Here is a 26685-nt window from a genome sequence, read left to right as displayed (position 1 = left end):
TCATCCATCCCTGCTGATCAGTGGGGAGGAGCCACCGTGAGGAGAACTTTCCCGGTGTGTTCCCCGGAATCAAAGTACTGATGGGCTTCGACGGCACGCTCCAGCGGGAAGGTGCGGTCTACCATCGCCTTGACCTTGCCCGACTCGACAAGCGTCCAGACATGGTCCCGGACCGCCGCCATGATGGCAGTCTTCTCAGCCACTGGACGCCCACGCAGTGTGGTGCCGGCCACCGAAGCGCGCTTCGTCATCAGCGCACCAAGATTCAGCTCGGCCCTGGCGCCGCCCTGCAAACCGATGATGACCAGGCGTCCCCCGACGGCGAGCGCCTGAACATTCTGCTCAAGGTACTTGGCGCCCACGACGTCGAGAATCACGTCCACCCCTCGACCCGACGTGGCTGCGGCTACTTCAGCGACGAAGTCCTGCTCCCGATAGTTGATGCAGGTGACGGCGCCGAGGCCCCGTGCAACCTCGAGCTTTGCCGCCGATCCCGCAGTGACAAGCGGGATAGCCCCGAACGCAAGCGCCAGCTGGACGGCCATGGTTCCAATTCCGCCGGCGCCCCCATGGATCAACACCCGCTCGCCGGCTTGAAGGTGCGCGGTGAGGAACAGGTTCGAGTAGACAGTCGCCGCAACCTCCGGCAGTGCCGCAGCCGCTACCAGATCCATTCCCGACGGCGCACGAAGGACCTGACCGGCAGGGACGGCGACCTCCTCCGCGTACCCGCCGCCGGACAGCAGCGCCACCACCTCGTCACCCACCGAAAAACCGGACCCACCGGCGTCGGCAACCCTGCCCGAGACCTCCAGCCCGGGATACTCCGACGCACCCGGCGGTGGAGGGTAGAGTCCTTTGCGCTGCTGGACATCCGCCCGGTTCAGCCCGGCGGCGACGACGTCGATCAGCACCTCCCCCGGCCCTGCCTGGGGTGCAGCCACCTGCGACACACTGAGCACCTCTGGTGCGCCTGGTTCGGTGATTACTACTGCTCTCAAAAGGTCCTCCACTGGAACGGTTTTTTGGTTGAACTGGAAGCTACGTGAAACACTACTCACTTGGGAAGGTTGTCCGAGCGGCCGATGGAGCTGGTCTTGAAAACCAGTGTGCGGTAACCCCGTACCAAGAGTTCGAATCTCTTACCTTCCGCCCGTAGAAAGTGTTGGCCCCGGTTTCATACCGGGGCCAACATTCGTTAATGCCTGACTCGCTTACCCTTCACTTTCCGCAACCTCTCGTTCACGATGGTCTGGTTGGCTCGAACGTGGCCCAAAAGGTCGGCTGGATCACATTCAGCACTTTTTTCGAGCCATCAGGCTCGTGTTCCACACACGGGCGGACTCACTCGCGGCTGTCAACAGCCAAAGTCAAGGAGAACTAGCGGATGAAACATTCGTCATGGAAGGGCGGGCTTGGTGCTGCGCTAACGATGGGGCTGCTCGCCTCGCCGGTAGCCGTGCTTCCCGCCTACGCGGCACCGAACGGCATCGTGATCAACGAGGCCTATGTGAACGGGGGAAGCGCCAATGCCCCGTATCTGAACAAGTTTGTTGAACTCCACAACACCACAGATCAGCCGGTGGACATCAGCGGCTGGTCCCTGCAGTACCGGTCCGCCAGTGGGTCCGCCGCACCAACCGGTGTTGCACCGCTGACCGGCACCATTCCGGCTAATGGCCATTACCTGGTCGGCGGATCCAGCAACGCCGACAACGGTGTCGCGCTGCCTGAGGTGGACGCGACGATAGGCGCCAGCTTCGCCGGGGGCGGCGGCACCCTGATCCTGTCGAATGACTCCGCGCCCCTGAATCCGCTGGCCACCGGTTCGGTGACCGGCAACCCTGCGATCGAAGACCTGTTGGGGTACGGGTCCTCGAACACGTTCGAAACAGCTGTTGCGCCCAAACCCGACAGCAACTCCGACCCCCGGTCATTGAACCGGGCAGGCTTCGTCGACACCGACGACAACTCAGCCGACTTCACCCTCAGCGAGGCGGTCACACCGACGAACGCTGACGGCGAGACGGGCAGCTTTGAACCCGAACCGGAGCCAGAACCGCCGGTCGCCGGCGACGTTGTTCCCATCAACGAGATTCAGGGCACCGGAACTGCCACACCGCTGGCGGGTGAAACGGTCACCACCCGGGGCGTTGTTACCGCCGCCTATCCCACCGGTGGCATTGACGGCTACGTGATCCAGACAGAAGGCACCGGCGGCGAAGCGGGTGCCGCCTCTGACGGCATCTTCATTTACTCCCCAGGCACCGTCGCCGACGTCGCGATCGGTGACCATGTGGAGGTTACGGGTGAGGCCGGGGAGAACTTCGGTGTCACCCAGATCGAGGTAGTGGCCGGTGCGGCCACCGTGCTGACCGAGCCAGCCGAGGAGGTCAAGTCCCTCATCACGCCCTGGCCGGCAACCAACGCCGAGCGTGAAGTGCTCGAGAGCATGCTCGTCAGGCCCACCGGCGACTTCACCGTTACGGACAACTATGACCTGAACCGCTACGGCGAAATTGATCTGGCCTTCGGCACCGACGCCCTGGTTCAGCCCACCGAAATTGCCCCTCCCGGCACCCCGGAGAACGCGGCCGTTCAGGCAGACAACAGCGCCCGCGGAGTCACTCTCGACGACGGCGCCACGATCGACTTCGTCCGGAACATGGACCGCGCCCTGCCCTACCTGACGGTCGAGAATCCAGTCCGGGTCAACGGGTCAGCGACCTTTGTCTCCGACGTCATCGTCGACTTCGACTTCGGCGTATGGCGATTCCAGCCGGTGACACACCTCACCCCTGATAATGCCGATGAAGTTCAGCCAGTCACCTTCGCAGGCGAGCGGCCGGCCACCCCCGTGGAAGTGGGCGGCGACATCAAAATTGCCTCGTTCAACGTGTTGAACTACTTCAGCACTACCGGTGATGAGCTGACCGGGTGCACCTACTACAACGACCGCGCTGGCAACCCCATCACGGTCCGGGGCGGCTGTGACGCTCGCGGTGCTGCCAACACTGAAAGCCTTGAGCGCCAGGAAGCCAAGATCGTTGATGCGCTGACCAACCTTGACGCCGACATGGTCTCGCTGGAAGAAATCGAGAACTCGGCGCCTTCGGCAAGGATCGTGACGAGGCGCTCGCTTCGTTGACCACGGCCCTGAACGAAGTTGAGCCGGGGGTCTGGGACTTCGTCCCCTCCCCCGCCGAGGTGCCCACCAACGAAGACGTCATCCGCAACGCCTTCATTTACAAGCCCGCCGCGGTAGAGACCGTCGGTGATTCAGTCATCCTCGATGACGACGTCGCGTTCTCGAACGCCCGAAAGCCGCTCGCTCAAGCCTTCCAGGTCGCTGGCGGCGGCGAGTCGACGAGGTTCCTTGCGATCGTGAACCACTTCAAGTCGAAGGGCTCCGGTTCCGGGGAGAATGAAGACCAGGGCGACGGGCAGGGAGCTTCAAACCCTGACCGCGTAAAGCAGGCAGCAGCTCTCGTGGACTTCGCCGACACGATGCAGGCCGAAGCTGGCACCGATAAGGTCTTCCTCACGGGTGACTTCAACTCCTACACGGCTGAAGACCCCATGCAGGTGTTCTACGAAGCCGGGTACATCAACCAGGGCGCCGACACCGGGAAGTACTCCTACGTCTTTGGTGGACAGTCAGGATCACTGGATCACATCCTCGCCTCACCTGAAGCCGATGCAACTGTCACCGGCGTCGACATCTGGAATATCAATGCGGTCGAATCGGTGGCGCTCGAGTACAGCCGGTTCAACTACACCCCGGTGAACTATTACACCGCTGACCAGTACCGCGCCAGCGACCACGATCCAGTAATTGTCGGTCTGGATCTGGACGAAGTCATTGAGTTCACCGATATTGAGGACAACGAACACCAGGACCACATCGAGTGGATGGCAGAAAACGGCCTCTCCACCGGCTGGCTGGAAGCCGATGGCACCCGGACCTACCGCCCGTTGGCAAGCATCAACCGCGACGCGATGGCCGCGTTCCTCTACCGGCTGACCGGGGAACCTGAGTTCGAACTTCCAAACGAATCACCGTTCAGCGACGTAGCCTTCCCCGCCGATGAAGCTGACCGGGTTGAGCACTTCGACGCGATCATGTGGATGCACGAATCGGGGCTTTCCACTGGCTGGCCAGAGACCGATGGCACCCGGACCTTCCGCCCGGTGACCCCGGTCAACCGGGACGCGATGGCAGCATTCCTGAAGCGCTTCGCCGGGCAGACCTGCCTGAACGAGGAAGCCATCGAGTATGTCGACCCCAGCGGCCCCCCGTTCACGGACGTGCCTGAGGGCATGATGTTCGAGGAGGAAATCTCCTGGATGAAGGACGCCGGGATTTCCGAGGGCTGGGGCGACGGCACCTACCGCCCGGTCACCCCGGTGGCCCGCGACGCGATGGCAGCCTTCGTGAACCGGTTCGACGACACGTTTGGATCCTGCGGCAGGTAAGTCCTGCGTCGCGTTCCGCCCTGGAAAAGTTGGCCCCGGCTTCGAACCGGGGCCAACTTTCGTTAAAGGCTGGCCCCCTGCTCTTCACTTTTAGTCACCTCTCGTTCACCATGGTCTGGTTGGCTCGGTTTGACTCAAAAGGTCAGTTGGATCACATTCAGCACATTTTTCGAGCCACCAGCCCGTGTTTCACACACAGGCGGACTCACTCGCGGCTGTCAACAGCCAAAGCCAAGGAGAACTAGCGGATGAAACATTCGTCATGGAAGGGCGGGCTTGGTGCCACGCTAGCGGTGGGGCTACTCGCCTCCCCGATAGCCGCACTACCCGCCTATGCGACGCAACAGACCGACGTCGAAGTCAAAGCCCCCGGCGTCACCACCGAGATCAGTCTTCTCAACATCAACGATTTCCACGGACGCATCGACCGCAACACGGTGAAGTTCGCTGGCACCGTCGAACAGTTGAGGGCTGAGGCCGGCGCGGAGAACACGCTCTTCATCTCGGCCGGTGACAACATTGGGGCGTCGCTGTACGCCTCCTCATCGCAGCGCGACGTTCCAACGATCGATGTGCTCAACGCGCTGGAGTTGCGCGCCTCGGCGGTCGGCAACCACGAATTCGACGGCGGATTCGCGGACCTCACCGAGCGTGTTGAACCAATCGCAAACTTCTCCTACCTGGGCGCCAACGTCTACACCAAGGGCACCCAGGAACCGGCGTTGGATGAGTACGAAGTCTTCACAGTGGATGGCATCGAAGTAGCTGTCATCGGGGCTGTCACCCAGGAAACACCTACCCTGGTGAGCCCCGGCGGCATCGAGACCATCGACTTTGGGGATCCCGTCGAGGCCGTCAACCGTGTGGCGCAGGAGATCGAGGACGGCGACCTGGCCGACGTCATCGTCGCGGAGTACCATGCGGGTGCTGACGGATCGAGCGAAGACTCGGCAGCCCTTCCCGAAGTTATCCCGGGCAGCGAATTCGATGCGATCGTCAATGGGACCACACCACTGGTGGACGCAATCTTTAACGGGCACACCCACTCGTTCTACGCCTCAGACGCTCCAGTTCCCGGCGAGACCGGCGAAACCCGTCCGATCGTCCAAACAGGTTCCTATGGCGAGTTCATCGGTCAGATCGAGCTGACCGTCGACACCCTCACCGGCGACGTCGTCGAGTACGAAGCCCGCAACGTACCCCGCACAGGGATCGACGACGCCGAGCTGGTCGCCGACTACCCGCGGGTGGCAGAGGTCCAGACGATCGTCAACGAAGCGATTGCGACTGCCGACGAGCTCGGCAGCGTTGTCCTCGGGAAGGTCACCGAGGACATCACCACCGCGTTCACCGGTGATTCGCGTGATGACCGCGGATCGGAATCCACGCTGGGCAATCTGGTCGCTGACTCGCTGCTGTCGTCACTGCAGTCGGATCTGCGCGGCGGAGCCGAAATCGGCGTCGCCAACCCCGGTGGGCTCCGTGCCGAGCTGTACTACGACGAGAACGGCGACATCACAGTCGCTGAAGCCAACGCGGTATTGCCCTTCCTGAACAACCTGGCGACCACCACGCTGACCGGCGCCCAGTTCGCCGAACTGCTGGAGCAGCAGTGGCCCCGCGAGGGCGGCGTCCGCACCAACTTCCTGCATCTGGGACTGTCGGACAATGTCACTTACACCTACGATGCCCAGGCGGCCGAAGGCTCCCGGATCACTTCGGTAACCATCGACGGGGCGCCACTTGAGCCAACCCGTGACTACCGGGTTGGCACTTTCAACTTCCTGATCCAGGGCGGCGACGATTTCGTGGTCTTCAACGAAGGCGCCGATACCCTGGACTCGGGTCTGGTTGACCGGGAAGCATGGTTCGACTACATCGAAGCCAACAGCCCGCTCTCACCGACCTTCGACCGCCGCGCGGTGCAGGTTCAGGGCGCACCCACGAACGTGGTTCTCGGCCAGGAGGTCAGCTTCGACGTCTCCAAACTGGACCTAACGTCCCTGGGCAGCCCCACCAACACCAGCATCGTCCTGTCCTACTCCGTCGGCGACGGTGAGCCAGCGGAGATCAGCACGTTCGACGTGACTGACGGAGCAGCACGGATCGCGTTCACCGTTCCCGCCGACGCCCTCGGCGCGACGTTCTACCTGACCGCACCCGACTCCGGCACCGAGGTACGCCTCCCCATTGGCGTCGAAATCGCTGAGTTCACCGACGTCGAAGGCAACGAACACCAGGACCACATCGAGTGGATGGCAGAAAACGGTCTCTCCACCGGCTGGCTGGAAGCCGACGGAACCCGTTCGTACCGTCCACTCGCGAGCATCAACCGCGACGCGATGGCGGCGTTCCTGTACCGCTTGGCCGGGGAACCAGAGTTCGAGCTTCCCGAGGAGTCGCCGTTCAGCGACGTAGCCTTCCCCGCTGACGAAGCGGACCGGGTTGAGCACTTCGAAGCGATCATGTGGATGCACACCTCCGGCCTGTCGACCGGCTGGCCTGAGACCGACGGCACCCGGACCTTCCGTCCGGTGACCCCGGTCAACAGGGACGCGATGGCAGCATTCATGATGCGTCTCGCCAGCGAGGTTTGCCTCGATGCGGAAGCGATGAGCTATGTAAACCCCAAGGGTGCGCCGTTCTCTGACGTACCTGTTGGAACGATGTTCGAGAAGGAGATCTCCTGGCTGAAGGATGCCGGGATCTCCGAGGGCTGGAGAGACGGCACCTACCGTCCAGTCACCCCCGTGGCGCGTGACGCGATGGCAGCATTCGTCAACCGGTTCGACGACGAGGTTGGAGCCTGCGGCAGGTATGCCGCAGGCCTCTAGTCCGACAACCTAGCCAGACCGGCGGCGGGTCCCTCACGGGGCCCGCCGTTCCGGTTAACTATGTGATCGCGAGGATGGCCGTGGCGATGTCATCGGCGTCCCGGAGCGTCCGGCTACCGGCAGCAGGCGACGTGTGAGCCTGGGCCGCAATTGCTGTCCCCCACTGGACCGAAGCGAGCTGCAAACCCACCACGTACAGGTGCTGGTGCGCGCGACCCGAGCCGTCAATTGCCCGGTAAGGGGGCAGCGTGACGTCCAGTCCCGGCGCGCTGACCGGCGCGCCGTCGGTCGCCATCATCATTTTGGGCCGGACCAGACCGTCGCCGAGTAGTTGGCGCAGCAGCGGGGACAGGGTGGTGGCGGCGCGGTTGGGCGGCATCATCGCGTCGACCAGGTAGCTCGCTGCTACCCCGGCACCCTCCACCCACGGTGACGACGCTTCAAATCGTTCGGTGTCGACGTCGACAACGAACTGGGGGTTGGGCCCGATGAACTGCACCACACCCGCTCGTGCCAGGGCAGCCAGTTGGGCGATCCTGATCGCTGGCGGACCGCTGGCCACGCCCTCCACCAGGGGTTCGAACCATCCCCTGAGCTCGGTCAGCCAGGCCTGATCGGTCAGCCCGCCGTCGGCGACCACCTGTTTGATCACAGTACGGCCAGCATTCATGGCGCCGATCGCCATCTTCAGCGGGCTATCTTCGCCCCTGAAGGACTCGGCAACATCGGCGTCGAGGTAGTCAAGCACCGCTTCCTGGTAATCCTGGGCGCTGGCGAACCTGCGCCCAGCGAACGGGTGAGACAGCCGCTCAACATCGAGGTGGTGAACGGGGGGCAGCTCGCTGGCGAGGACCGCGTCCAGCGCAGCAGTCCATTCCGGGCCGCTCACGGCGATAGCGGTGTGAACTCTCTCCAGGAATCCGTCCGGGTTGGCCACCAGGTCCGCGCCGGCCACCCGCACCAGGGTGGAGTAGTAGGCAGTCACCACGTCACGGTGCAATAGCGGCCAGATATCGTGGTCGAAGCCAGGTGTGATTCCCTGGTCGGCGAACGTTTGCAGCGCCGGTAGCGTGCAATAGCGCAAGGTCACGCTGCGAGGGAGGTAACTATCCAGTTGTGCCTTCGCCCGGTACGGCACCCCTCGCCGGGAGGCAGCAATGATCTGCGGTTCGCTGCCGCTCGGTTGGTAGCTCAGTTTCCCACCCTCGTCGGGGGTGAACCGACCGCCGCGTCCTTCGGTCAGCTGGATCATGGCGTCGAAAAAGTTCAGGCCCAGGCCCCGGACCAGGACCGGCTTTTTGGCAGGCAGTTTTGCCCAGTTGATGTCGGCGGGGACGGCGGGCGGCCAGTATTTGAGGCTGTAGCGTGCGGCGCCGTCCCTTAGCGTCTCCTGTTCGGGGCTGAGCTGCGAGGGAACATGTCCCAGCGCCAGCACCACTGCGTCCGCTGCCAGCACCGAATCGTCGCCTAACCGGAGACGGTAACCGGGAGCCACCCGGGAGATTTCCCTTGCGTCGGTGGCGTGGTGGGTGATCGTGGCGCCGTCACCGCAACGGTCGACCAGCTGCTGATAGATCCACTCCAGATACCTGCCGTACAAGGCACGGCTGGGGAAACCGGAGCTTCCGAGGTCCGACAGCTCTTCGCGGTCGGCATTGGAAAGCGTGGGGACCGGGTCGGACGTCACCAGGACACGCCAGTCGTCAAACGAGTACCCCACGACTGACGGGACCAACCCATGGTCCGGAGCCCCTACGGGCACCACCGTGGGGAACAGCGACGGAGTGTTCATCAGGAAGAGTCGGGACTGGACCGGCCGCCAGACATGGCCCGGGCCGGGGCTTTCCGGGTCGATGACATGGATGTCGAGCTGTTGGCGTTGGTCGGGCGGATGGGCCTCCCACTGGGAAATAAGTCGTTCCAGCACCGAGGTGCCGCGGGGGCCAGCACCCACCACAGCTACCCGAAGACTCCGACCCATGCGCATTCGATAAGGGTATCCGCTGGGCCAGGACGGGAAGGAACCAGGCTGGCGGCGTCGGGGGGGCCGGACCTGCGCGGCGGTGCCGGAATGGGTGCAGCGGAAAGGCGTGCATAGGATGGAAATATGACCTCCACCACAGACCAGCACTCCGGTCCGATCCCCGACCACGACGAGTTCCTCTGGCTCGAGGACATTTACGGTGAGTCACCCCTCCAGTGGGTTCACGCCGAGAACGCTGTTACCGAGCAAGAGCTCGTCACCGGCGACTTTCTGGACATGGAGCGCAGGGTCCTGGAGGTGCTCGACTCCACTGACCGGATCCCGATGGTTTCCAAACGGGGCGGGCACTACTACAACTTCTGGCGCGATGAAGAACACCCGAAGGGGCTGTGGCGGCGCACCGACTGGGACAGCTACAACTCCGCATCGCCTCAGTGGGAGGTGCTGCTGGACCTTGACCGGCTCAGCGCCGACGAAGGCGTCGAATGGGTGTGGGGCGGGGCGATGTTCCTCCGGCCCGCCGACGGCGAGCCGTATCAGCGGGCCCTGATCGCTGTTTCCCCTGACGGTGGTGACGCCCGGCGGTTCCGCGAATTCGACGTCGTCTCCCGGACCTTCGTCGCCGATGGCTTCGACATTCCCGCAGCCAAAAGTCGGATCAGCTGGGCCGGGCCAGATGCACTGCATCTGGCCACCGACTTCGGGCCAGGGTCAATGACCACCAGTTCCTATCCGCGGACGGTGCGCACGCTGCAGCGGGGGCAGTCCCTGGCTGACGCTGAGCTGTACTTCGACATCCCCGAGCACCACATGATGGCGGTGGTGATGAGGGATCAGACACCGGGCTTCGAGCGGGACATCGCCGTTGACACAATCGACTTCTACTCGAGCCGCACGCACCTTCGCAACAACGGTGAGTGGGTCCGACTGGATGTGCCCGACGATGTGAACGTTTCACTGCACCGGCAGTGGTTGATCCTGCGGCCGCGCACCGATTGGGAGGTGGACGGGACGGTGTTCGCCTCGGGGTCTCTGCTCGGCGTCGATCTTGACTCCTTCCTGGCCGGCGACCGATCGTTGACCGTCCTGTTCCAGCCCGACGCGCAGACGTCGTTGCAGTCCTGGAGCTGGACGCGGGACTATCTGCTGGTGAATCTGCTCAGTGACGTGTCCTCGGAGATTCGTGTCCTGAAACCCTCTGAACGTTGGCGGGCGGAGGTGCTTGATGCGTGCCCGCCCCTGCATTCGGTTGACGCCTTCGCCGTTGATGACGAGGACGACGTCGACGGGAATGACTACTGGCTGCTGGCCAGCGGGTTCCTGACCCCGACGACCCTGCTGCGCGGCACGGTGGGCGGCGCGCACGAACAGGTCAAGGCGACGCCGTCGTTCTTCAATGACAACGAGTTCACGGTTGAGCAGCACTTCGCGGTGTCCAAGGATGGGACCCGGGTCCCCTACTTTCAGGTCGCGTCGACGGAGCTGGCACTCGACGGGGAAAACCCCACCCTCCTGTCCGGCTACGGCGGGTTTGAGCACGCGATGGTTCCCGCCTACTCGGGAGTGATCGGACGAGGATGGTTGGAGCGGACCACCGAAAGCGGCAGGCACGGGGTGTACGTGCTGGCGAACATCCGCGGGGGTGGTGAGTACGGGCCGGCCTGGCACCGGGCGGCCCTCCACGCCAACCGGCATCGGGCCTACGAAGATTTCGCGGCGATCGCCGAGGACCTGGTGGCACGCGGCGTCACTCGACCAGAGTTCCTCGGCTGCACCGGACGCAGTAACGGCGGTCTGCTGGTGGGGAACATGCTCACGCACTACCCACACCTGTTCGGGGCTATCTCCTGCGGTGTGCCGCTGCTGGACATGCGTCGTTACACGAAGCTGTCGGCGGGCTACTCCTGGATCGCCGAATACGGTGACCCCGATAAGCCCGAGGAGTGGGAGTACGTCCAGACCTTTTCCCCGTACCACCAGCTACGGTCGGGGGTCGACTATCCGCGCACCCTGATCTGGACGGCGACGAGCGATGACCGGGTTGGGCCGGTGCAGGCACGGAAAATGGCGGCCCGGATGAAGGCTCTGTCGATCGACAATGTGTGGTTCCACGAAGCGCTGGAGGGTGGCCATGCCGGCGCATCGGATAACCGGCAAGCGGCCCGCATGCACGTAATGTCGCAGGAGTTTTTGTGGAAGGCGCTGACCGGCGGCCTATAGCTGCCGGCGGTTTTGCTCTTGCCCGCGTCTTACAGGTAGCCTTGGGTGGCTAGTAATAGCCGCTGGAGACGTGCCAGAGCGGCCGAATGGGCTTCACTGCTAATGAAGTGTGGGCCTAAAGCCTACCGGGGGTTCAAATCCCCCCGTCTCCGCGTTTTTCAGAAAGCACCCCCGGCCTCGGTTGGGGGTGCTTTCTTTTGCCCGGGCCCCGTGCGGGAATGCCCCGGCCGGGTCAGCCCTGTGCTGGAGTGCCCCGGCGGGGTCAGGCCTTCAGGGCGAGGACAAACGGCAGCACTTCCTGGGCGCCGGCGTCCCGCAACGCCTTACCGGCGACGGTAATGGTCCACCGGCTGTCTGCAAGATCGTCCACGAGCAGGACCGGGCCCGGGTTCGCGGCAAACCAGTCTCGCCCCTCCTCGGGGACTGCGAAACGATCCCAAACTGCTGCAAGCCGGAATGCGCTGTTGCCGCCCGGAGCCCCGCTGGGCCAGCCGTGCGGTGTCTGCAGGGCACCGAGATACGGGATACGGCCCACCTTGGCGAGACTCTCGGCCAGCGACTGGACCAGCAACGGTCGACGACGCGACGGCACACTGACCACGGCCACGGGGCGCGTCTCCCAGCCCCACTGTGCGAGCACCGAGACGCAGGCTTCGATGGCCAGCGGGCCCAGCGGCTGATCTTCGGCCGTGTCAGCCAGCAGTTCTCGCAGCCGACTCCCCCACCCTAGATCTGTCAGTCGGGCCAGCGCCCGGCCCTCCGCGTTGGCCTGGCCAGCCGGAATCCGTCCCTTGACCGGGACCGACAGCTTGTCCATCCCGCTGGGCCATTGACCCCGCGGGTCAAGTTCGACGCCCACCCTGCTGAGCGCCTTCTGGGCGCTGTCTGAGGCATCATGCGCCACTTCATCCGAGAACCACGCGCCCGCACAGTTGTCACACCGCCCACACGGCGCAGCTGTCGGATCATCGAGTGCTGCCGCAAGGTACTCCATCCGGCACTGTGTGGTGTTCTCATAGTCCAACATGGACTTCTGTTCGGCGATCCGCGCCTTGGCGATCCGCCCATACCGTTCGCTGTCGTAGACCCACTGCGCGCCGGTACTTTCCCAGCCGCCCTGTACCTTCCGGACCGCGCCGTCCACGTCAAGGACCTTCAACAGCAGTTCCAGAGGGGTGCGTTTAAGATTCACCCGGGCTTCCAAAGCCGGCGTGGAAAGGACCGCGCCGGGCTGCAGTGCCTCGAGCACCCGGGTTGCCTTCTCCTCCGATGGCATCGAGGACGTGGCGAAGTACTCCCAGATTTCGCGGTCCTCAGTGCCCGGCAGGAGCAGGACGTCGGCGTTGGGGGTGCCACGGCCCGCACGCCCCACCTGCTGGTAGTAGGCCACCGGTGATGAGGGCGCCCCCAGGTGGACCACGAATCCGAGGTCCGGCTTGTCGAACCCCATCCCCAGTGCGCTGGTCGCAATCAGGGCCTTGACCTCATTGTTCTTCAACGCGGCCTCAGCCGACTCCCGTTCGGCCGGGTCGGTCCGGCCGGTATACGCCAGGACCTGATGGCCGTTCGCCCGCAACAGGTGTGCCGTGTCCTCGGCGGCCGAAACGGTCAGTGCATAGATGATCCCGCTGCCCGGGAGGTCATCAAGGTGGGTCAACAGCCACGCGAGGCGAGACCGGGGGCTCGGTAGCCGGAGGACTCCCAGCCTCAGAGAATCGCGGGCAAGCTTGCCTCGCAGGGTGAATACTTCGGTGCCGTCAGTCCCCAGCTGTTCCTCGACGTCGCTGACTACCCTCGAGTTGGCGGTCGCCGTCGTCGCCAGAACTGGCACACCCGCCGGCAATTGGGTGATCAGGTCACGCAACCTGCGGTAGTCGGGGCGGAAATCATGCCCCCAGTCGGAGATGCAGTGTGCCTCGTCGATGACCAGGAGCCCGGTGCGTCGGATCAATTCGGGCAGGTGGCGTTCCCGGAACGCCGGGTTATTCAGCCGCTCCGGTGACACCAGAAGAACGTCGACCGAGTTGTTGTCGAGTTTGTCGGTGATCTCCTGCCAGTCCGTCTGGTTGGCCGAGTTGATCGCTTCGGCACGCACCCCGGCACGCGCCGCAGCCGCGACCTGGTCCCGCATCAGCGCGAGCAGTGGGGACACAATCAGCGTTGGTCCCGCCCCCCGGGCGCGCAGGAGCAGGCTCGCGACGAAGTAGACGGCCGACTTCCCCCACCCCGTGCGCTGGACCACGAGGGCCCTGCGGCCACCGTCCACCAGGGCCTCGATCGCCTCGAACTGGCCGTCGTGGAACTCGGCGTCCTCTCGTCCAACGAGGGTCCGCAGAATAACCGCTGCCTGATCATGAAGTGTGGTGGTGTCGACCATGAGCCTAGTATCGCAGTCCCCGCTGACAGCCGTGCCTGCGGGGACTGCGGTTGTGGGAAACCCCTTTGACCTGGCCTCCACAGCCCTTGTCCGGAGGGAGCCAGCGGTTAGACTCTGTCCGTGACTAAATCCTTTGACCTTTCAGCGTCCTTCAAGGCCTATGACGTGCGCGGCATCGTCGGCGAGAGCATCACCTCCGAAATTGTCGAGGCGGTAGGCGCTGCGTTCGTTGACGTACTCGATCTCGCTGGCGGCACTGTCCTGGTTGGCGGCGATATGCGGCCGTCCTCACCGGAGTTCAGTAACGCCTTCGCAAAGGGCGCCACCCGGCGCGGAGCCGACGTCGTCCTCCTCGACCTCATTTCGACCGACGAACTCTATTACGCCAGTGGCACCCTCGACGCTGCGGGAGTCACCTTTACCGCCAGCCATAATCCGGCTGAGTACAACGGGATGAAGATGTGCCGTCCCGGCGCAGTACCCGTCTCCTCCGAGACGGGGCTGGTAGAGATTCAGGCTCTCGCCGAGCGATACCTGAACACCGGTGACATCCCCGCGGCGGAACGAACCGGCACCATCGGGGTCCGCGACGTGCTTCGCGGGTACGCCGAATACCTGCGCTCCCTCGTGGATCTGTCAGGATCGCGCCCGCTGAAGGTGGTCGTCGACGCCGGCAACGGCATGGGCGGGCTGACCACTCCCGCCGTCCTGGGTGATGCGCTGCTTCCGAACCTCCCCCTCGACATCGTCCCCCTGTACTTCGAGCTCGACGGGTCGTTCCCAAACCACCCGGCCAACCCACTGGAACCGGCGAACCTCCTGGACCTGCAGGCAGCAGTGCTCAGCAATCAGGCGGACATCGGGATTGCGTTCGACGGCGACGCCGACCGCTGCTTCGTCATTGACGAACTTGGGAATCCGGTGTCGCCGAGTGCCGTCACCGCGATGGTGGCACGCCGAGAAATAGTGCGCGCCCAGGCCGCCGGCGTGAGCGCCCCGGTCGTCATCCATAACCTCATTACGTCCCGGGCCGTGCCCGAGCTGATCGAACGGCTGGGTGGACGGCCGGTCCGCACCCGGGTGGGACACTCGTTCATCAAGGCAGTGATGGCCGAGGAGGGCGCCGTTTTCGGCGGAGAGCACTCAGCCCACTACTACTTCAAGGACTTCTGGAACGCTGATACCGGGATGTTGGCTGCCATGCATGTCCTCGCGGCGCTGGGCGAGCAGCCCGGCCCCCTCTCCGACCTCGGCCGCGAGTACGAGCCGTACTTTTCCTCCGGCGAGATCAACTCGCGCCTGGATGACGTCCCGGCCGCTGTTGCCCGCGTCCGCGAGGAGTTTGGCAACGATGGTGTCACCGTTGACGAGCTCGACGGGCTCACCTTCACGGCTGATGACGGGTCCTGGTGGTTCAACCTCCGCGCCTCGAACACGGAGCCTTACCTGCGCCTGAATGCCGAAGCGATCGACCCGCAGATTCTCGGGACCCTGACCGACGAGGTCTTGGGGCAGGTCCGGCAGTAGAAGGGCCTACCGGGCGGTCGTGTCCGGGACGTTAAGGCCAGCGTGCACCGACCCGTTGATCCACTGACGCACGACCTCATTGAATAGAGGAGGGTCCTCGACATTCCAGACATGGTGCATTCCCGGGACAACCGCAGCCACGCCGTGGGGAACGGTCCGGGCGATCACCTTCAGCGCATCGCATATGGCCCGGGGTTCCTTGCCGCCGGCGAGCGCCAGCAGCCGCCCGCGGTACTCAACCAACCCGGGCGGCAGGCCGCCTGCGAACACTTCACCCAGCATCCGATGAGCGTTGGCGCTCTGCATCCTCAGGCCGTGTTCCACAAACACGCCATAGCTATCCGCCGGGAGCCTGAAAGCCCGCGCCTGCAACTGCCAGAACCATTTATAGTCCCAACATCGAAGCTGCACTCGGGCCAGGGCGCCCGTGACGCCGTCGACGCCGAGAGCTGGCACCCCACTGACCAGCGAGCTGGTTACCAGGCGTGGATGCCTCGCCAACAGACGGAGCGCCACTATACCTCCAAGGGAAAGCCCCACCAGATGCACTGGACCGTCGGCTTTTGCCCTGATCAACTCAGCCACCTCGTCCGCAGCGTGATCCAGGCTTATCCACCGCTCGCCAGTTCGGGCGCCGAAGCCGGGGAGGTCCGGGGTGATGACCTGATAGTCATTGAACGCTTCGACTTGAGGTTGCCACATCCAGTTCGCGACGTTCCCGCCATGCAGAAAAACGACTGACGCGGAGGCGTTGCCTCGCGCCGGGTGGAGGACCGGGAACTGGAGCGCCGTCATGGCAAATCCTTTTCGACTTCGTCCAGCCATTCCAGCTCGGCGCGGACATGACTGATACCGTTCCGGAGCGTTGCGAATCTCATGTACTCCGCCCGGGTCTGTGGGGCGCTCTCGCCTGGTGCCAGCTGAGCCAACAACTCATTCAGCAACGACTCCGCGGTCATTCTGCGTTGCGCAGTCAACGCAAGAATCTCGCTTCGCTGAAGCGTGCCCGAAAAAAAGATCCGGGCCAGAAAGGGGTCCCGTTCCCGGTGGGCGTCGGGTGCAGATACGAGCCACTCGCCGAGTGTGGCTCTACCGGCCTCGGTGATGTGGTGCTCCTGACGGTCCGGCAGGCCAATCTGCCGCACGATCTTCACCTCAGCAAGGCCGTCGGTGACCAGCCTGCTCAGGGTGCGGTAGATCTGCGCTTTGTCGGCAGACCAGAAATGGTTGACACTCGTGTCGAATCGTTTTTTTAGGTCATAGCCCGTCATTGGGGCAACGGCGAGCAGGCCCAGAATGACGTGAGAAAGGATCATACAAAAGTATGACCATGCACCTAGTCGACTTGTCTACTAGGTGCATGGTCTACCAAAGTTAGACCCCGAATCGCTCCTTGAGGCCCTTCAGCTGATCCTCCAGCTCGGACGGCAGTGACTCCCCGAACCGCGAGTACCACTCCTCGATACCCTGCAGCTCGGCCGCCCACTCCTCGGGATCCACCCGCACCGCGGCGTCCACCTCTTCTGGCGTCATATCCAGCCCCGTGAGGTCAAGTGATGCGCCGGTCGGCACATAGCCAATGGGCGTCTCGACGGCATCGGCGGTACCCTCGAGCCGTTCGATCACCCATTTCATCACCCGCGAATTCTCGCCGAAGCCCGGCCAGGCGAAGCCTCCGTCGGCGGTCCGCCGGAACCAGTTCACCAGGAAGATTTTCGGCAGTCGCTCCTGATCTGCCTTGCTGCTCAGGGTGATCCAGTGGCGTAGGTAGTCACCGGCGTCGTACCCGATAAACGGAAGCATCGCCATCGGATCGCGGCGAACTCGACCCACCTCGCCAGCGGCGGCGGCCGTCGTCTCGGACGACAGGGTTGACCCCATAAAGATTCCGTTGGCCCAGTCGCGCGACTGGGTAACCAGCGGCACCGTGGTTTTCCTGCGGCCGCCAAACAGGATGGCCGAGATCTCGACGCCATTGGGGTCGTTGAACTCGTCGGCAAGCATGTCGATCTGGTCGATCGGCGTGCAGAACCGCGCATTCGGGTGGGCCGCCGTCTTGTCCGACGACGGCGTCCAGTCGTTCCCCTGCCAGTCGGTCAGGTGCTCGGGCACCTCAGCGGTCATTCCTTCCCACCAGACTCCGCCATCGTCAGTCAGCGCAACGTTGGTGAAGACTGAATTACCCTTGGCGATGGCGCGCATCGCGTTCGGATTGGTCAGCCAGCCCGTACCCGGTGCCACACCGAACAATCCGGCTTCGGGGTTGATCGCACGCAGCTCACCCTCATCACCGAACCGCATCCAGGTGATGTCATCGCCCAGCGTCTCGACCTTCCACCCTTCGATAGTTGGGTCGAGCAGGGCGAGGTTGGTCTTACCGCAGGCCGAGGGGAACGCTGCGGAGACGTAGTAGGTCTTGTTCTCCGGTGACGTGAGCTTGAGGATGAGCATGTGCTCAGCCAGCCAGCCCTCATCACGGGCCATCACCGAGGCGATCCGCAGGGCATAGCACTTCTTGCCCAGCAGGGCGTTGCCGCCGTAACCGGATCCAAACGACCAGATTGAGCGCTCTTCCGGGAAATGGACAATCCACTTTTCCGAGTTGCAGGGCCAGGGAACGTCAGCCTCACCATCGGCGAGGGGCGCACCCAGGGAGTGCAGCGCCGGCACGTACTCGGCGTTGAGCTCGGTCATCCGCTCCAGCACCTCGGTGCCGATGTTCGCCATGATGCGCATCGAGGTGACTACGTAAGCGCTATCAGTGATTTCAACGCCGAATTTGGGATTCACCGCATCGAGGTGACCCATTACAAAAGGGATCACGTACATGGTGCGCCCGCGCATCGATCCGGTGAAGAGGCCTCGCAGCTTCTCCTTCATCTGACTGGGGTCCATCCAGTTATTGGTGAACCCAGCGTCGCGCTCGTTTTCGGAGCAGATGAAGGTCTGCTCCTCCACACGAGCCACATCCGCGGGGTCCGAAAAGGCCGCAAACGAGTTGGGGAACGTTTCAGGGTTAAGCCGACGCAGGGTTCCGGCGTCCACCAGCTCGTCGGTCAGCGCCTTGTTTTCGGCCTCGGAACCGTCGACCCAATACACCCGGTCAGGCTGAACCATGTCGGCAACCTCCTGCACCCACGCGACTAAAGCTGGGTGTGTGGTCGGTGCCGGGGTTTGCAACCCGCCGACGTGCACTACGGGCATGCCGCTCTGATCGGTTGCCTTCAGGTTCTTGTCTTCAACCAGTTGGCGCAAAGGATCGCCCATAACATGTCCCTTCGTTGGGTGGGTGGTGTAACGATGCTATGGTCCATGTCACTCCCAGCCCTTGCACCATCAACGGGCTCGGGATGGGGTTTGCGACGGTATTTCCCTAGAATCCACGGTGTTGAGATGCTGTCAATACCCCGCAATGTGATTAAGGTCACGTAGACCGGTCTAGTCCGAGCGGTCGCGCATGTCGCGGTGGCTGGCCCAAAAGCTTCTACCTTCCCCCCGAATTAGGCGTAACTCAGCAATAGCTGTAAAGTTATCCAAGGTCAAGAACGGCGTGACTGACGCAGGAATGCGTTGAACATATCGCCGAAGTTGACCAGATTGCGTGCGTAGCTCAATGGATAGAGCACCTGACTACGGATCAGGAGGTTGGGGGTTCGAGTCCCTTCGCGCGCACAGTGCTTCACCAGCAAAAAAGAAAACGCCCCTGGCTTCGGCCGGGGGTGTTTTCTTTTGCCCAGGCTTTTGCGTGCCGGCTTTTGGATAACTGCCAGGCAAAGGTTGCCCCGGCGCACCGGCAGTGAAAAGCTCAAGGCATGAACGACTCCAGGGATTTTGACGTAATTGTGATCGGTGCTGGCGCTGTCGGCGAGAATGTGGCTGATCGCGTGGTGCGGGCGGGACTCTCAGCGGCGCTGGTCGAGGCTGAGTTGGTCGGCGGCGAATGCTCCTACTGGGCCTGCATGCCGTCCAAGGCCTTACTGCGCCCCGGCACGGCGCTAAAGGCCGCCTCGGCGGTGGCCGGCTCCCGGGAAGCAGTCACCGGCTCCCTCGACACAGGGCAGGTGCTGGATCGTCGCACCAAATTCACATCCAACTGGGACGATTCGTCGCAGGCCGACTGGGTGAAGGACAGCGGAATCACCCTGGTCCGCGGCACAGCACGCCTCACGGGTGAGCGTTCGGTCGAGGTGCATCACGACGACGACGTCACCCCCCTGGCCGCCCGGGTTGCAGTGGTATTGGCGACCGGCTCCACGCCCACCATCCCACCGGTCGACGGTCTGGACACGGTTGAGTTCTGGGGAACCCGCGAAGCCACCTCGACACCCCGGATCCCCACGTCCCTCGCCGTCCTTGGTGGCGGTGTCGCGGGCACCGAACTGGCACAAGCCTTCGCCCGGCTCGGCTCGGCGGTGACGATTATTGCCCGCAGCGGCCTCCTCTCCAATTACCCCGCCCCGGCCAGCAAACTGGTGCGTCTGGGGCTTGAGAGTGACGGCATCGACATCAGGACTGACACTGCAACCGAATCGGTGAGGCAGCAGGACAACGGCTCGGTGACCGTACACCTTGAAGGTGGCGAGACAGTGACCGCCGAGAAGCTACTGGTATCCACCGGTCGGTCCCCTGCCCTGGCCGGCCTCGGCCTGGAGGATTTCGGTCTTGACCCGAAGAAGCTCGTCATCGACCCGTCGGGCCGGGTACAGGGGGTCGACTGGCTGTATGCCGTCGGCGACGCCGCGGGCAAGGTCCTGCTGACCCACCAGGGTAAATACGAGGCAAGGATCACCGGTTCGGCGATCGCCGCCCGTGCGGCTGGCACCCTCAAGGACGCCGTCGAGGACTGGAGCGCCTACGCCGCCTCCGCTGATCAGTACGCCGTCCCGCAGGTGGTCTTCACGGACCCCGAAATCGCGATGGCGGGGCGAACCCTGGAGCAGGCGCAGGACGCGGGCCTCAACGTCAGCGAGACATCGCTGGAGATTGCGGTGGCCGGGTCCGCGCTCCACGCCGACAACTATCAGGGGTGGGCGCAGATGGTGGTGGACGAGGATCGTAAAGTCCTGGTCGGGATGACCTTCGCCGGCCCGGACGTCGCTGAATTACTGCATGCCGCGACCATTGCGATCGCTGGGGAAGTCCCACTGGACCGGTTGTGGCACGCTGTGCCGGCCTACCCGACCATCAGCGAAGTCTGGCTACGCCTGCTGGAGAAGTACGGCCTCTAGGCCCGCTGCACCACGAAGTTGGTCATCACGGCGTCCCGGCCATCCAGCTCCGCCCAGCGTCGGTCGTGCTGCAGGACTGACAGGCCCGACGTCGGGTAGTGGGTCGCCATGTCCATCACCGCTTCCTCGTCCGAATCCACCGAGGCCAGCCGCATGGCGAGTTCCTGGACTCCGGGCAGATGGCTGATCACCAGAAGGCTGGTGACCGTCTCGGGAACGTGGTTGATCAACGCCAGGATCGCTGCCGCAGACGCCGAGTACAGCCGGTCCTCAAGTTTGGGGGTCGGCGCCTTATCACCGAGCTCCTTACAGACCCAGGTGCAGGTCTGCCGCGTGCGCAGGGCGGACGAGCACAGAATAAGGTCCGGGACGGAGTCGTTTTCCACCATCCAGAGCCCGGGCAACGGTGCATCACGGTGCCCGCGGGTGCTGAGCGGACGCTCAAAGTCTTCGACGTTGCGCGGCCAGTCCGATTTGGCGTGCCGCAGCAGCATGAGCCGTTTGAGGTGGTGAGATGCCATGGCCTGAAGTCTATGGTGTTTCCCCGCCAGGGTGACGCACCTCGGATCGCCACTTCCAGGGATCCAACAGAAAGAGCGGCTTCCCGGCTCTCGCCCCGGGAAACCGCTCCGATCTGTGGGTCAGCGGTCGGTGTTCCGCTTCGGTCGATGCTGCCCTCCACACTGGCGGAGGCAGAGGCGGCGAGGTTCGTTGGGGAGTCCCTCCGCCGCCTCCGGCTCTAAGCTTCAGTGCTGGTGTCTGCACCGACCTGGGAATTTCTTCCCTGTAATCAACATAGGCTGCGAACCGCTTACCATCACTACGCAGGTACTACCCGACTTTTCGAAGACGCTACGTAGTTTTTTCCTTTTCTGGATCCGCCGCTACGGTGAACGCTTTCCGATGTCCTTCCGGGACGACAATCCCAGCTTTGTGAGGACGCTTTCCACGTGCCCGTCGACCGTCCTGATCGACACTCCGTATTGCTTGGCGATCTGCTTGGCGGTCTTCCCGGCAGCGACGTCAGCGGCGATGGTTGCCTCACGCGAGGTGAGGCGGGTGGCGTGACGCAGCGACGCCAGCTGGGGGTGTAGCCGCTGAAGTTCGGGGTCGAGCCGAGCGAGCAGCTTCGAGGCACTACGCACCACCTTGCTGTTCGATCCCGGCGACTGGGTCAGCAGGACCCCCAGACAGACCGGAACCAACAGGTCCTGCCCCCGGTCGAGGCAAAACTCTGCTGCGTCAACCAGCTCGCTCACGCTTCCGGAGGCGAGCGCGGTCAGCACTGTGTGAAGGCTTTGGGCGCGCGGATCAGAAAGTCCAGCGGTACGTTCGATGGCGACGTCGACGGCGTCATCGGCGCCGATCTGCACCCGCAGGACACTCAGCTCGGCGCGAATCTGCGGATTTGCTGCCTCAACCGGGATCAGTCCGCGCTGACGCGTTGAGGCGCTGGCCGGAGCCTCACCCACCACGGCCATGTAGGCTTCGGCGAGCATCCGGCGTTCCGGCGGTCCGAGGTGGGTAAGCCTCCGGTACTCCCCCACGAAATCGCTCAGACTCGGATCGCCGATAAGCCACGCCGTATAGGTAGCAAGCGCGGCGGCGAGGGGCCTGAACTGCTTGATGTCGCGTGCCCGGAGAACCACAACAGCTGTCCTGAAGTGCGCGAGTGCGGTCAGGGGCCGTCCCCTCCGGAGCGCTGTCAGCCCCTCAACCAGCTCCCAAAACCCGGTGAACCGCTTGATCCAGGGAGCCCGGCGGGCCGTCACCTTGGTTTGGAGTGCCGCCAGCTCGTCCCAGAAGCCGCCTCCGGCCAGCAGGAACATCAGCCGGGTCACGATGTATCCGCCATGGTTGCGCAGGTGCTCATGATCGAGCACCAGGTCCAGCGCGAGGTCCAGTTCTGCTGCTGCGCCCAGGAGGTCGCCGCGCCGGTAGAGCAGCTCACCCGAGACGAGATGCCAGCAAAGCGCTTCCCGGGGATCCTGCGGCACCCCGGTTGCTTCGACCACCGGGTTCTTGGGGATGATTCCGGCGGTGAGCTGCTGCAGCTCGCGGCCCAGCCGCACGATCAGGGTGCTTTCGTAGGCCTTGCCCGCCGGGCCAGTCGCTGTGTGACGCCGGATCGCCTCGGAGAGTGCGGATGCTCCCAACCCCGTGGCGAGATTAATTTGAAAGATGAAGTGGATCACCGAGATCAGGACCTCGGATCCGGGATCGCTGAGAACGAGCCGTCGGAGGCGCGCCAGGGCGAGGTCGGTTCGGCCGTTATAGAACTCGGTGCGTGCACGCTGCACCTCTGCAGCTGCAAAGACGCCGGAGTGGTCCGCTGCAACATCGGACGGTAGCCGGCGGAGCAGGAGTTCCGCCGTGTCTGGCTGGTCGAGGCGGTTCGCCATCGTGGCAGCGGTCAGCACCTCATGGTCGTCGACGGTGACCCCGACTGACAGTTTCCACAGCACCCGGTGGATGATGCCCGGGGTGTTCGTGAGGTCGGTGAGGTGCTCGTGGACGTTCTCCCAGAGCCGTCGGGACCGGAAAGGTTCAACCTGGTGCCGGATAGCTGCGCCGAGGATGGGCGGCGCCGCGCGCAGCCAGATCGTCCCGGCATCTTCTTCCCTGGAGAGCGCACCCTCCAGCAACAAGGCGTTGACCGGGTCCACCCCCCAAAAGTGGACCGCCACCTCGACCGGTATCTGGTGGGCGAGCGCAACAGTCAGGAGAACGTCGGTCTCCTCCGGAGCATAATCGGCGATCAGGCTGAAAATGCGCTCGGCCATCCGGTCGGTCAGGCTGAGTTCACGCGGCAGGATCCAGACGCCGTCGCGCAGTTGGATCAGGTCCTTCAGTTCGCCGTCCCGGGTCACCATTTCCAGCAGGACCGGACTCCCACCGATGACGTCGCAGACCAGGGTGCTGGACAACATCGGGAGGGTGGCTCCCAGGATGGAATCGAAGTACTCCCTGACGTCGGCGGCGGTCAGCACCGGGATGTGAACCTCCTCGATAAAACCGTCAGCAAGGACGAGTTCCAGGTCCAGCGGTAGCTTGCTGCGGGGGCCGCTCCGGATCAGCAAGCCGACCGAGGGCGACTCGGCGAGCCTAGTCAACAGGGCGATACTCGCCGAATCGAGATGCTCCGGTCCACGCACCACCACAACACAGCTCCGCCCCCCAGTCAGTCGCTGGATCCGATCGCGAACCGCGGAGAGGACGTCCAGCTCCGACTCGAAGTCGATGTCCGGAGAATCCTGGAGCAAGGGTGCCAGCGGCGCGTACGGAACATCCGAAAACGACTCCGTTCCCTGCACACTGACCGTATAAAAGGGATCGGCGGACGCAAGAACGCGCGTGAGGAGGAAGTCCCCGCCGAAAACCGTCGACGTCGTGAGGAGCAGCCCCCCAGAGCGGGCGGTGACGAGTTCCCGTCCCGCGGCGTGGAGTACCTCGTCGAGGATGCTCCGTGTCAGCTTGCCGGCGGGGGACACCCTCTTCACGCACCGCCCGATTCGGCGGCGCCATCCGGTGACTGCAGCACGAGCCGCAACTGCTCGCGGGTGGAGACACCCAGTTTGCGGTAGGCGTTTTGAAGGTGGCGTTCGGCTGTCCGCGGTGAAATGCCAAGGACTGCGGCGATCTCCGAGTTCTTGCTGCGGGACATAGCGAGATCAACCACCTGACGCTCTCGGCGGGTCAGCATCGAGGTGTCCTCAGGCATGGTGGGGCGGGAATCCGAACCAGGCACCAGTACCTGCGCAGCCCGCTGGACCTCGGGTTGTTTGATCCTGCCAGCAGCCCGCGAGGCGAGAGTGGCGGCCACGGCCGACAGTCCGACGTTTCCGTGGCGGGCGGCGACCTGCGCTGCCCGGACGAGGGTAGCTGGATCGCCGGCCAGCAGACCTTCGGCGAGGAGCCCCAACTGCCGAGCCAGTGGGCCCGACGTGTTTCGGGCGCACCGTTCGAGGCGCTTGAGGTCCAGTTCGTTGAAATGGTCAGCGAGGGCAGCCTCCGTGTCGCCTTCCCCCTGCAAGAGCACCAGGGAACCCAGCGCGAACAGCTGCAGCCCAAACAGGCCGGTGAGCTTCCTGTCCCCCGCCAATTCCTGCAACCCGGTGGCCGGTGAACGGCCTGAGCCTTGCAGGGCGAACAGGTCCGCCGACCGTTGGATAAACCAGGCGAACAGGTCAGCGGGACGCGCCGCACTACGATCTCCGGCGATGACGCCGTCCCGCGACTCTCGGGAGATCAGGCGTGGGAGCGACAGGGTCGACTGTTCGCCAAACAACAAGCGGCCTGGCCGTCGCAGTACGTGCTGGGAGAGCATGTCAGTGAGCACCCGCCACTCGCCGTTGAGGAACAGCACCCGGTAGTGGGCGGTTTCACCAAGTTCACGCACGACGGCGGACCGGACGCTCCCAGCCACGAGCCCGCATTCGATGGTCATGAGTCGTGCCCGCGCCGAGTCTCCACACGCGGCATAGGCCTCCGCGGCCAGCATTGTGACCAGGTAGCGGGCGTCCGAACCCGAAGGAAAACTGTTCGCGCGGAAGACGTACAACAGGGCGGGGTAGTTGCCGGTCCGCCGGTGAATCAGCAGCTGCCGCAGCGGGTCCTCGGTCAGCTGCTCCGGGTCCTCATCCCAGGCCACATCATCGGCCGCGAAGACAGACCGGACCAGTTGGCTGGTTGCCGCGTCATCGACGGCCGGTGCGGTCGACGCCTCCGGCGCGTCGGCCTGACCATCCAGGGCACGCCGGCCCTCCTCCACCTGCCCGAGGAACCAGTGGGCTTCCGCTTGCACCCGGGCCGAGAGTTCAGTCTTCCGTTTCACGGCGGAAACCAGATCGAGGGCGATGCGGGGGGAATAGGCGCGCATCGCGTCGTCGGCGGCGTTCAGGAGGGCCGTGTCATTGACCTCGATTCCGCGTTGGAGCGCCCAAACAATGTTCGCGCCCGGTGGGCGTACCCCTCGGAGGGCCATCCCGGGCTCCACGATTTCGGTCCAGATCTGACGGCTTCTGGCGTCCCCCAGAGTCTGCCGCAGAATGTGGGCCAGCCCTTTGCTATGCAGCCAGTAGGTGTTTCCGCCGTCGCGGGCGTCCACCATGCCTTCGCGCTGCAGGTGTTCGAGTGCCCGCATATCGCAGTGGCGTGCCAGCACATCAATGTGGACTGATCCGGCCGCAGCAAGTACTTCCAATGCGGCGCGTTCATCGGCGTTCAGCCGCGATTGCAGCACCGCCAGGCCGCTGCGCAATGAGCTACTGGTGAAGGGCTCGGCGTAGTGGGCGGTGGTGCGCCAGAGTCCGTCGACGTGTGCAATGTTGCCGTTCTCGCGACCATGCGCGGCGAGCATGGTCAGAATCCTTGCATTGCCTCTGGAATGGGCGTGCAGCGAGTTAACAACCGAAGTCGAGACCTCGCCCCCGAGGAAGCGCTCGATAACCTCCCTACCCTCGGCAACCGATAGCGAGGAAAGGGTGAGGGCTTCCATGGTGCGGCTGTTGACGGCCGCGCGAAGTTCGGGGGTGTCCTCGACCCGGTTGCAGGAGACCAGGAGGGTTACCGAGGGCATTTCCAGCAGCATGGTGCACATGGCCCTGCTCTGCGGGTCGAGGAAATCGAAATTGTCGATCAGGAGGATCACCGGGCGTTCAACGGCCAGCTTCCTCAGCCGCTGGGCGAGCTGGGCGAACATCACGGCCGGGTGTGGGACCGTGCCTGGACGGACCCTGACCAGGTCTGCGAGCGCCAGGTATGCGGTCTTGGTGCCTCGGGGGGTTCCGCGGAGGCGCACAATGGTTCGGTCGGACTCAAGCGACCGGGCAGCGATCTTCAGGGACTCCGTTTTTCCGGAACCGAATTGGCCTTCGACGACCACCGACACTCCGCGACGAAGCAGCACCTCCAGTTGCGAAAGCAACTGGCCGCGGGTTCTGTCCCCAGTCATACCTATCCCCAATGTGGCGAGTGTGGAAATGGGAACTGGCAACTACTACCGCCTCGTCACACACCATCCCGAACACCCGCCAGGGC

Annotated in this window: 15 protein-coding genes and 3 tRNA genes; 9 read left to right on the top strand and 9 right to left on the bottom strand. The window is 64.0% G+C overall.

Annotated elements, in window-relative coordinates; genetic code table 11:
- Window positions 1-17 precede the first annotated feature (17 nt).
- Entirely contained in the window at window positions 18-1001 is a 984-nt protein-coding gene (locus DDA93_RS07260) for an NAD(P)H-quinone oxidoreductase (RefSeq protein ID WP_116778383.1), read from the bottom strand.
- Between the two features lie 63 nt (window positions 1002-1064).
- On the opposite strand from DDA93_RS07260, the gene DDA93_RS07255 reads away from it, so the two are divergent.
- From DDA93_RS07255 to DDA93_RS07240, 4 genes are all read left to right on the top strand, one after another.
- Window positions 1065-1152 (top strand) — tRNA-Ser (locus DDA93_RS07255).
- Between the two features lie 235 nt (window positions 1153-1387).
- Entirely contained in the window at window positions 1388-3148 is a 1761-nt protein-coding gene (locus DDA93_RS07250) for a lamin tail domain-containing protein (protein WP_116778382.1), read from the top strand.
- Window positions 3145-4476, top strand: a complete 1332-nt coding sequence (locus DDA93_RS16180; protein WP_133185461.1) for an S-layer homology domain-containing protein — start codon at window positions 3145-3147, stop codon at window positions 4474-4476. Before DDA93_RS07250 ends, DDA93_RS16180 begins: the two co-directional genes overlap by 4 nt.
- Before the next feature lie 248 nt (window positions 4477-4724).
- A complete protein-coding gene (locus DDA93_RS07240) occupies window positions 4725-7310 on the top strand; it encodes a bifunctional UDP-sugar hydrolase/5'-nucleotidase (RefSeq protein ID WP_116778381.1) in 2586 nt (861 codons plus the stop codon).
- A 58-nt stretch (window positions 7311-7368) separates the two neighbouring features.
- Here DDA93_RS07240 and DDA93_RS07235 read toward each other — a convergent pair whose 3' ends face one another.
- Complete coding sequence (locus tag DDA93_RS07235; RefSeq protein ID WP_024475476.1) at window positions 7369-9297, bottom strand: FAD/NAD(P)-binding protein; 1929 nt, start codon at window positions 9295-9297, stop codon at window positions 7369-7371.
- A gap of 120 nt (window positions 9298-9417) precedes the next feature.
- On the opposite strand from DDA93_RS07235, the gene DDA93_RS07230 reads away from it, so the two are divergent.
- Both DDA93_RS07230 and DDA93_RS07225 read left to right on the top strand, forming a co-directional pair.
- Window positions 9418-11514 carry a prolyl oligopeptidase family serine peptidase gene (locus DDA93_RS07230; protein ID WP_116778380.1) on the top strand — a complete coding sequence of 699 codons (2097 nt, stop codon included), beginning with the start codon at window positions 9418-9420 and terminating at the stop codon, window positions 11512-11514.
- 64 nt (window positions 11515-11578) lie between these two features.
- A tRNA-Ser gene (locus DDA93_RS07225) sits at window positions 11579-11666 on the top strand.
- Between the two features lie 110 nt (window positions 11667-11776).
- Here DDA93_RS07225 and DDA93_RS07220 read toward each other — a convergent pair.
- On the bottom strand, window positions 11777-13891 hold the full coding sequence (locus DDA93_RS07220; protein ID WP_116778379.1) for a RecQ family ATP-dependent DNA helicase: 2115 nt from the start codon (window positions 13889-13891) through the stop codon (window positions 11777-11779).
- 120 nt (window positions 13892-14011) lie between these two features.
- Here DDA93_RS07220 and DDA93_RS07215 point away from each other — a divergent pair, with 120 nt between their 5' ends.
- A complete protein-coding gene (locus tag DDA93_RS07215; RefSeq protein WP_024475474.1) occupies window positions 14012-15418 on the top strand; it encodes a phosphomannomutase/phosphoglucomutase in 1407 nt (468 codons plus the stop codon).
- A 6-nt stretch (window positions 15419-15424) separates the two neighbouring features.
- On the opposite strand, the gene DDA93_RS07210 is transcribed toward DDA93_RS07215, so the two are convergent.
- The 3 genes from DDA93_RS07210 to DDA93_RS07200 are packed head-to-tail and all read right to left on the bottom strand — an operon-like array spanning window position 15425 to window position 18622.
- Window positions 15425-16213, bottom strand: a complete 789-nt coding sequence (locus tag DDA93_RS07210; RefSeq protein WP_024475473.1) for an alpha/beta hydrolase — start codon at window positions 16211-16213, stop codon at window positions 15425-15427.
- Window positions 16210-16734 carry a PadR family transcriptional regulator gene (locus tag DDA93_RS07205; protein WP_024475472.1) on the bottom strand — a complete coding sequence of 175 codons (525 nt, stop codon included), beginning with the start codon at window positions 16732-16734 and terminating at the stop codon, window positions 16210-16212. The genes DDA93_RS07210 and DDA93_RS07205 overlap by 4 nt, the downstream gene beginning before the upstream one ends.
- Before the next feature lie 58 nt (window positions 16735-16792).
- The gene (locus tag DDA93_RS07200) at window positions 16793-18622 is read right to left on the bottom strand and encodes a phosphoenolpyruvate carboxykinase (GTP) (RefSeq protein WP_083850859.1); all 1830 of its coding nucleotides are present in this window, start codon (window positions 18620-18622) and stop codon (window positions 16793-16795) included.
- 395 nt (window positions 18623-19017) lie between these two features.
- On the opposite strand from DDA93_RS07200, the gene DDA93_RS07195 reads away from it, so the two are divergent.
- Window positions 19018-19090: transfer RNA gene (locus DDA93_RS07195), tRNA-Arg, on the top strand.
- Between the two features lie 140 nt (window positions 19091-19230).
- Window positions 19231-20646, top strand: a complete 1416-nt coding sequence (locus tag DDA93_RS07190; protein WP_024475471.1) for an NAD(P)/FAD-dependent oxidoreductase — start codon at window positions 19231-19233, stop codon at window positions 20644-20646.
- On the opposite strand, the gene DDA93_RS07185 is transcribed toward DDA93_RS07190, so the two are convergent.
- From DDA93_RS07185 to DDA93_RS07175, 3 genes are all read right to left on the bottom strand, one after another.
- Window positions 20643-21167, bottom strand: coding sequence for a histidine phosphatase family protein (locus DDA93_RS07185; protein ID WP_019482339.1), 525 nt, complete (start codon window positions 21165-21167; stop codon window positions 20643-20645). The genes DDA93_RS07190 and DDA93_RS07185 overlap by 4 nt on opposite strands.
- A gap of 363 nt (window positions 21168-21530) precedes the next feature.
- Window positions 21531-24146 (bottom strand): helix-turn-helix transcriptional regulator, encoded by a 2616-nt coding sequence (locus DDA93_RS07180; protein ID WP_133185459.1) that lies wholly within the window; start codon window positions 24144-24146, stop codon window positions 21531-21533.
- The gene (locus DDA93_RS07175) at window positions 24143-26599 is read right to left on the bottom strand and encodes a LuxR C-terminal-related transcriptional regulator (protein ID WP_116778378.1); all 2457 of its coding nucleotides are present in this window, start codon (window positions 26597-26599) and stop codon (window positions 24143-24145) included. The genes DDA93_RS07180 and DDA93_RS07175 overlap by 4 nt, the downstream gene beginning before the upstream one ends.
- Window positions 26600-26685: the final 86 nt, after the last annotated feature.

The organism is Arthrobacter sp. Bz4 (assembly GCF_003075455.1).
Lineage (GTDB): Bacteria > Actinomycetota > Actinomycetes > Actinomycetales > Micrococcaceae > Arthrobacter_D.
This window is presented reverse-complemented; position numbering and strand designations above follow the sequence as displayed.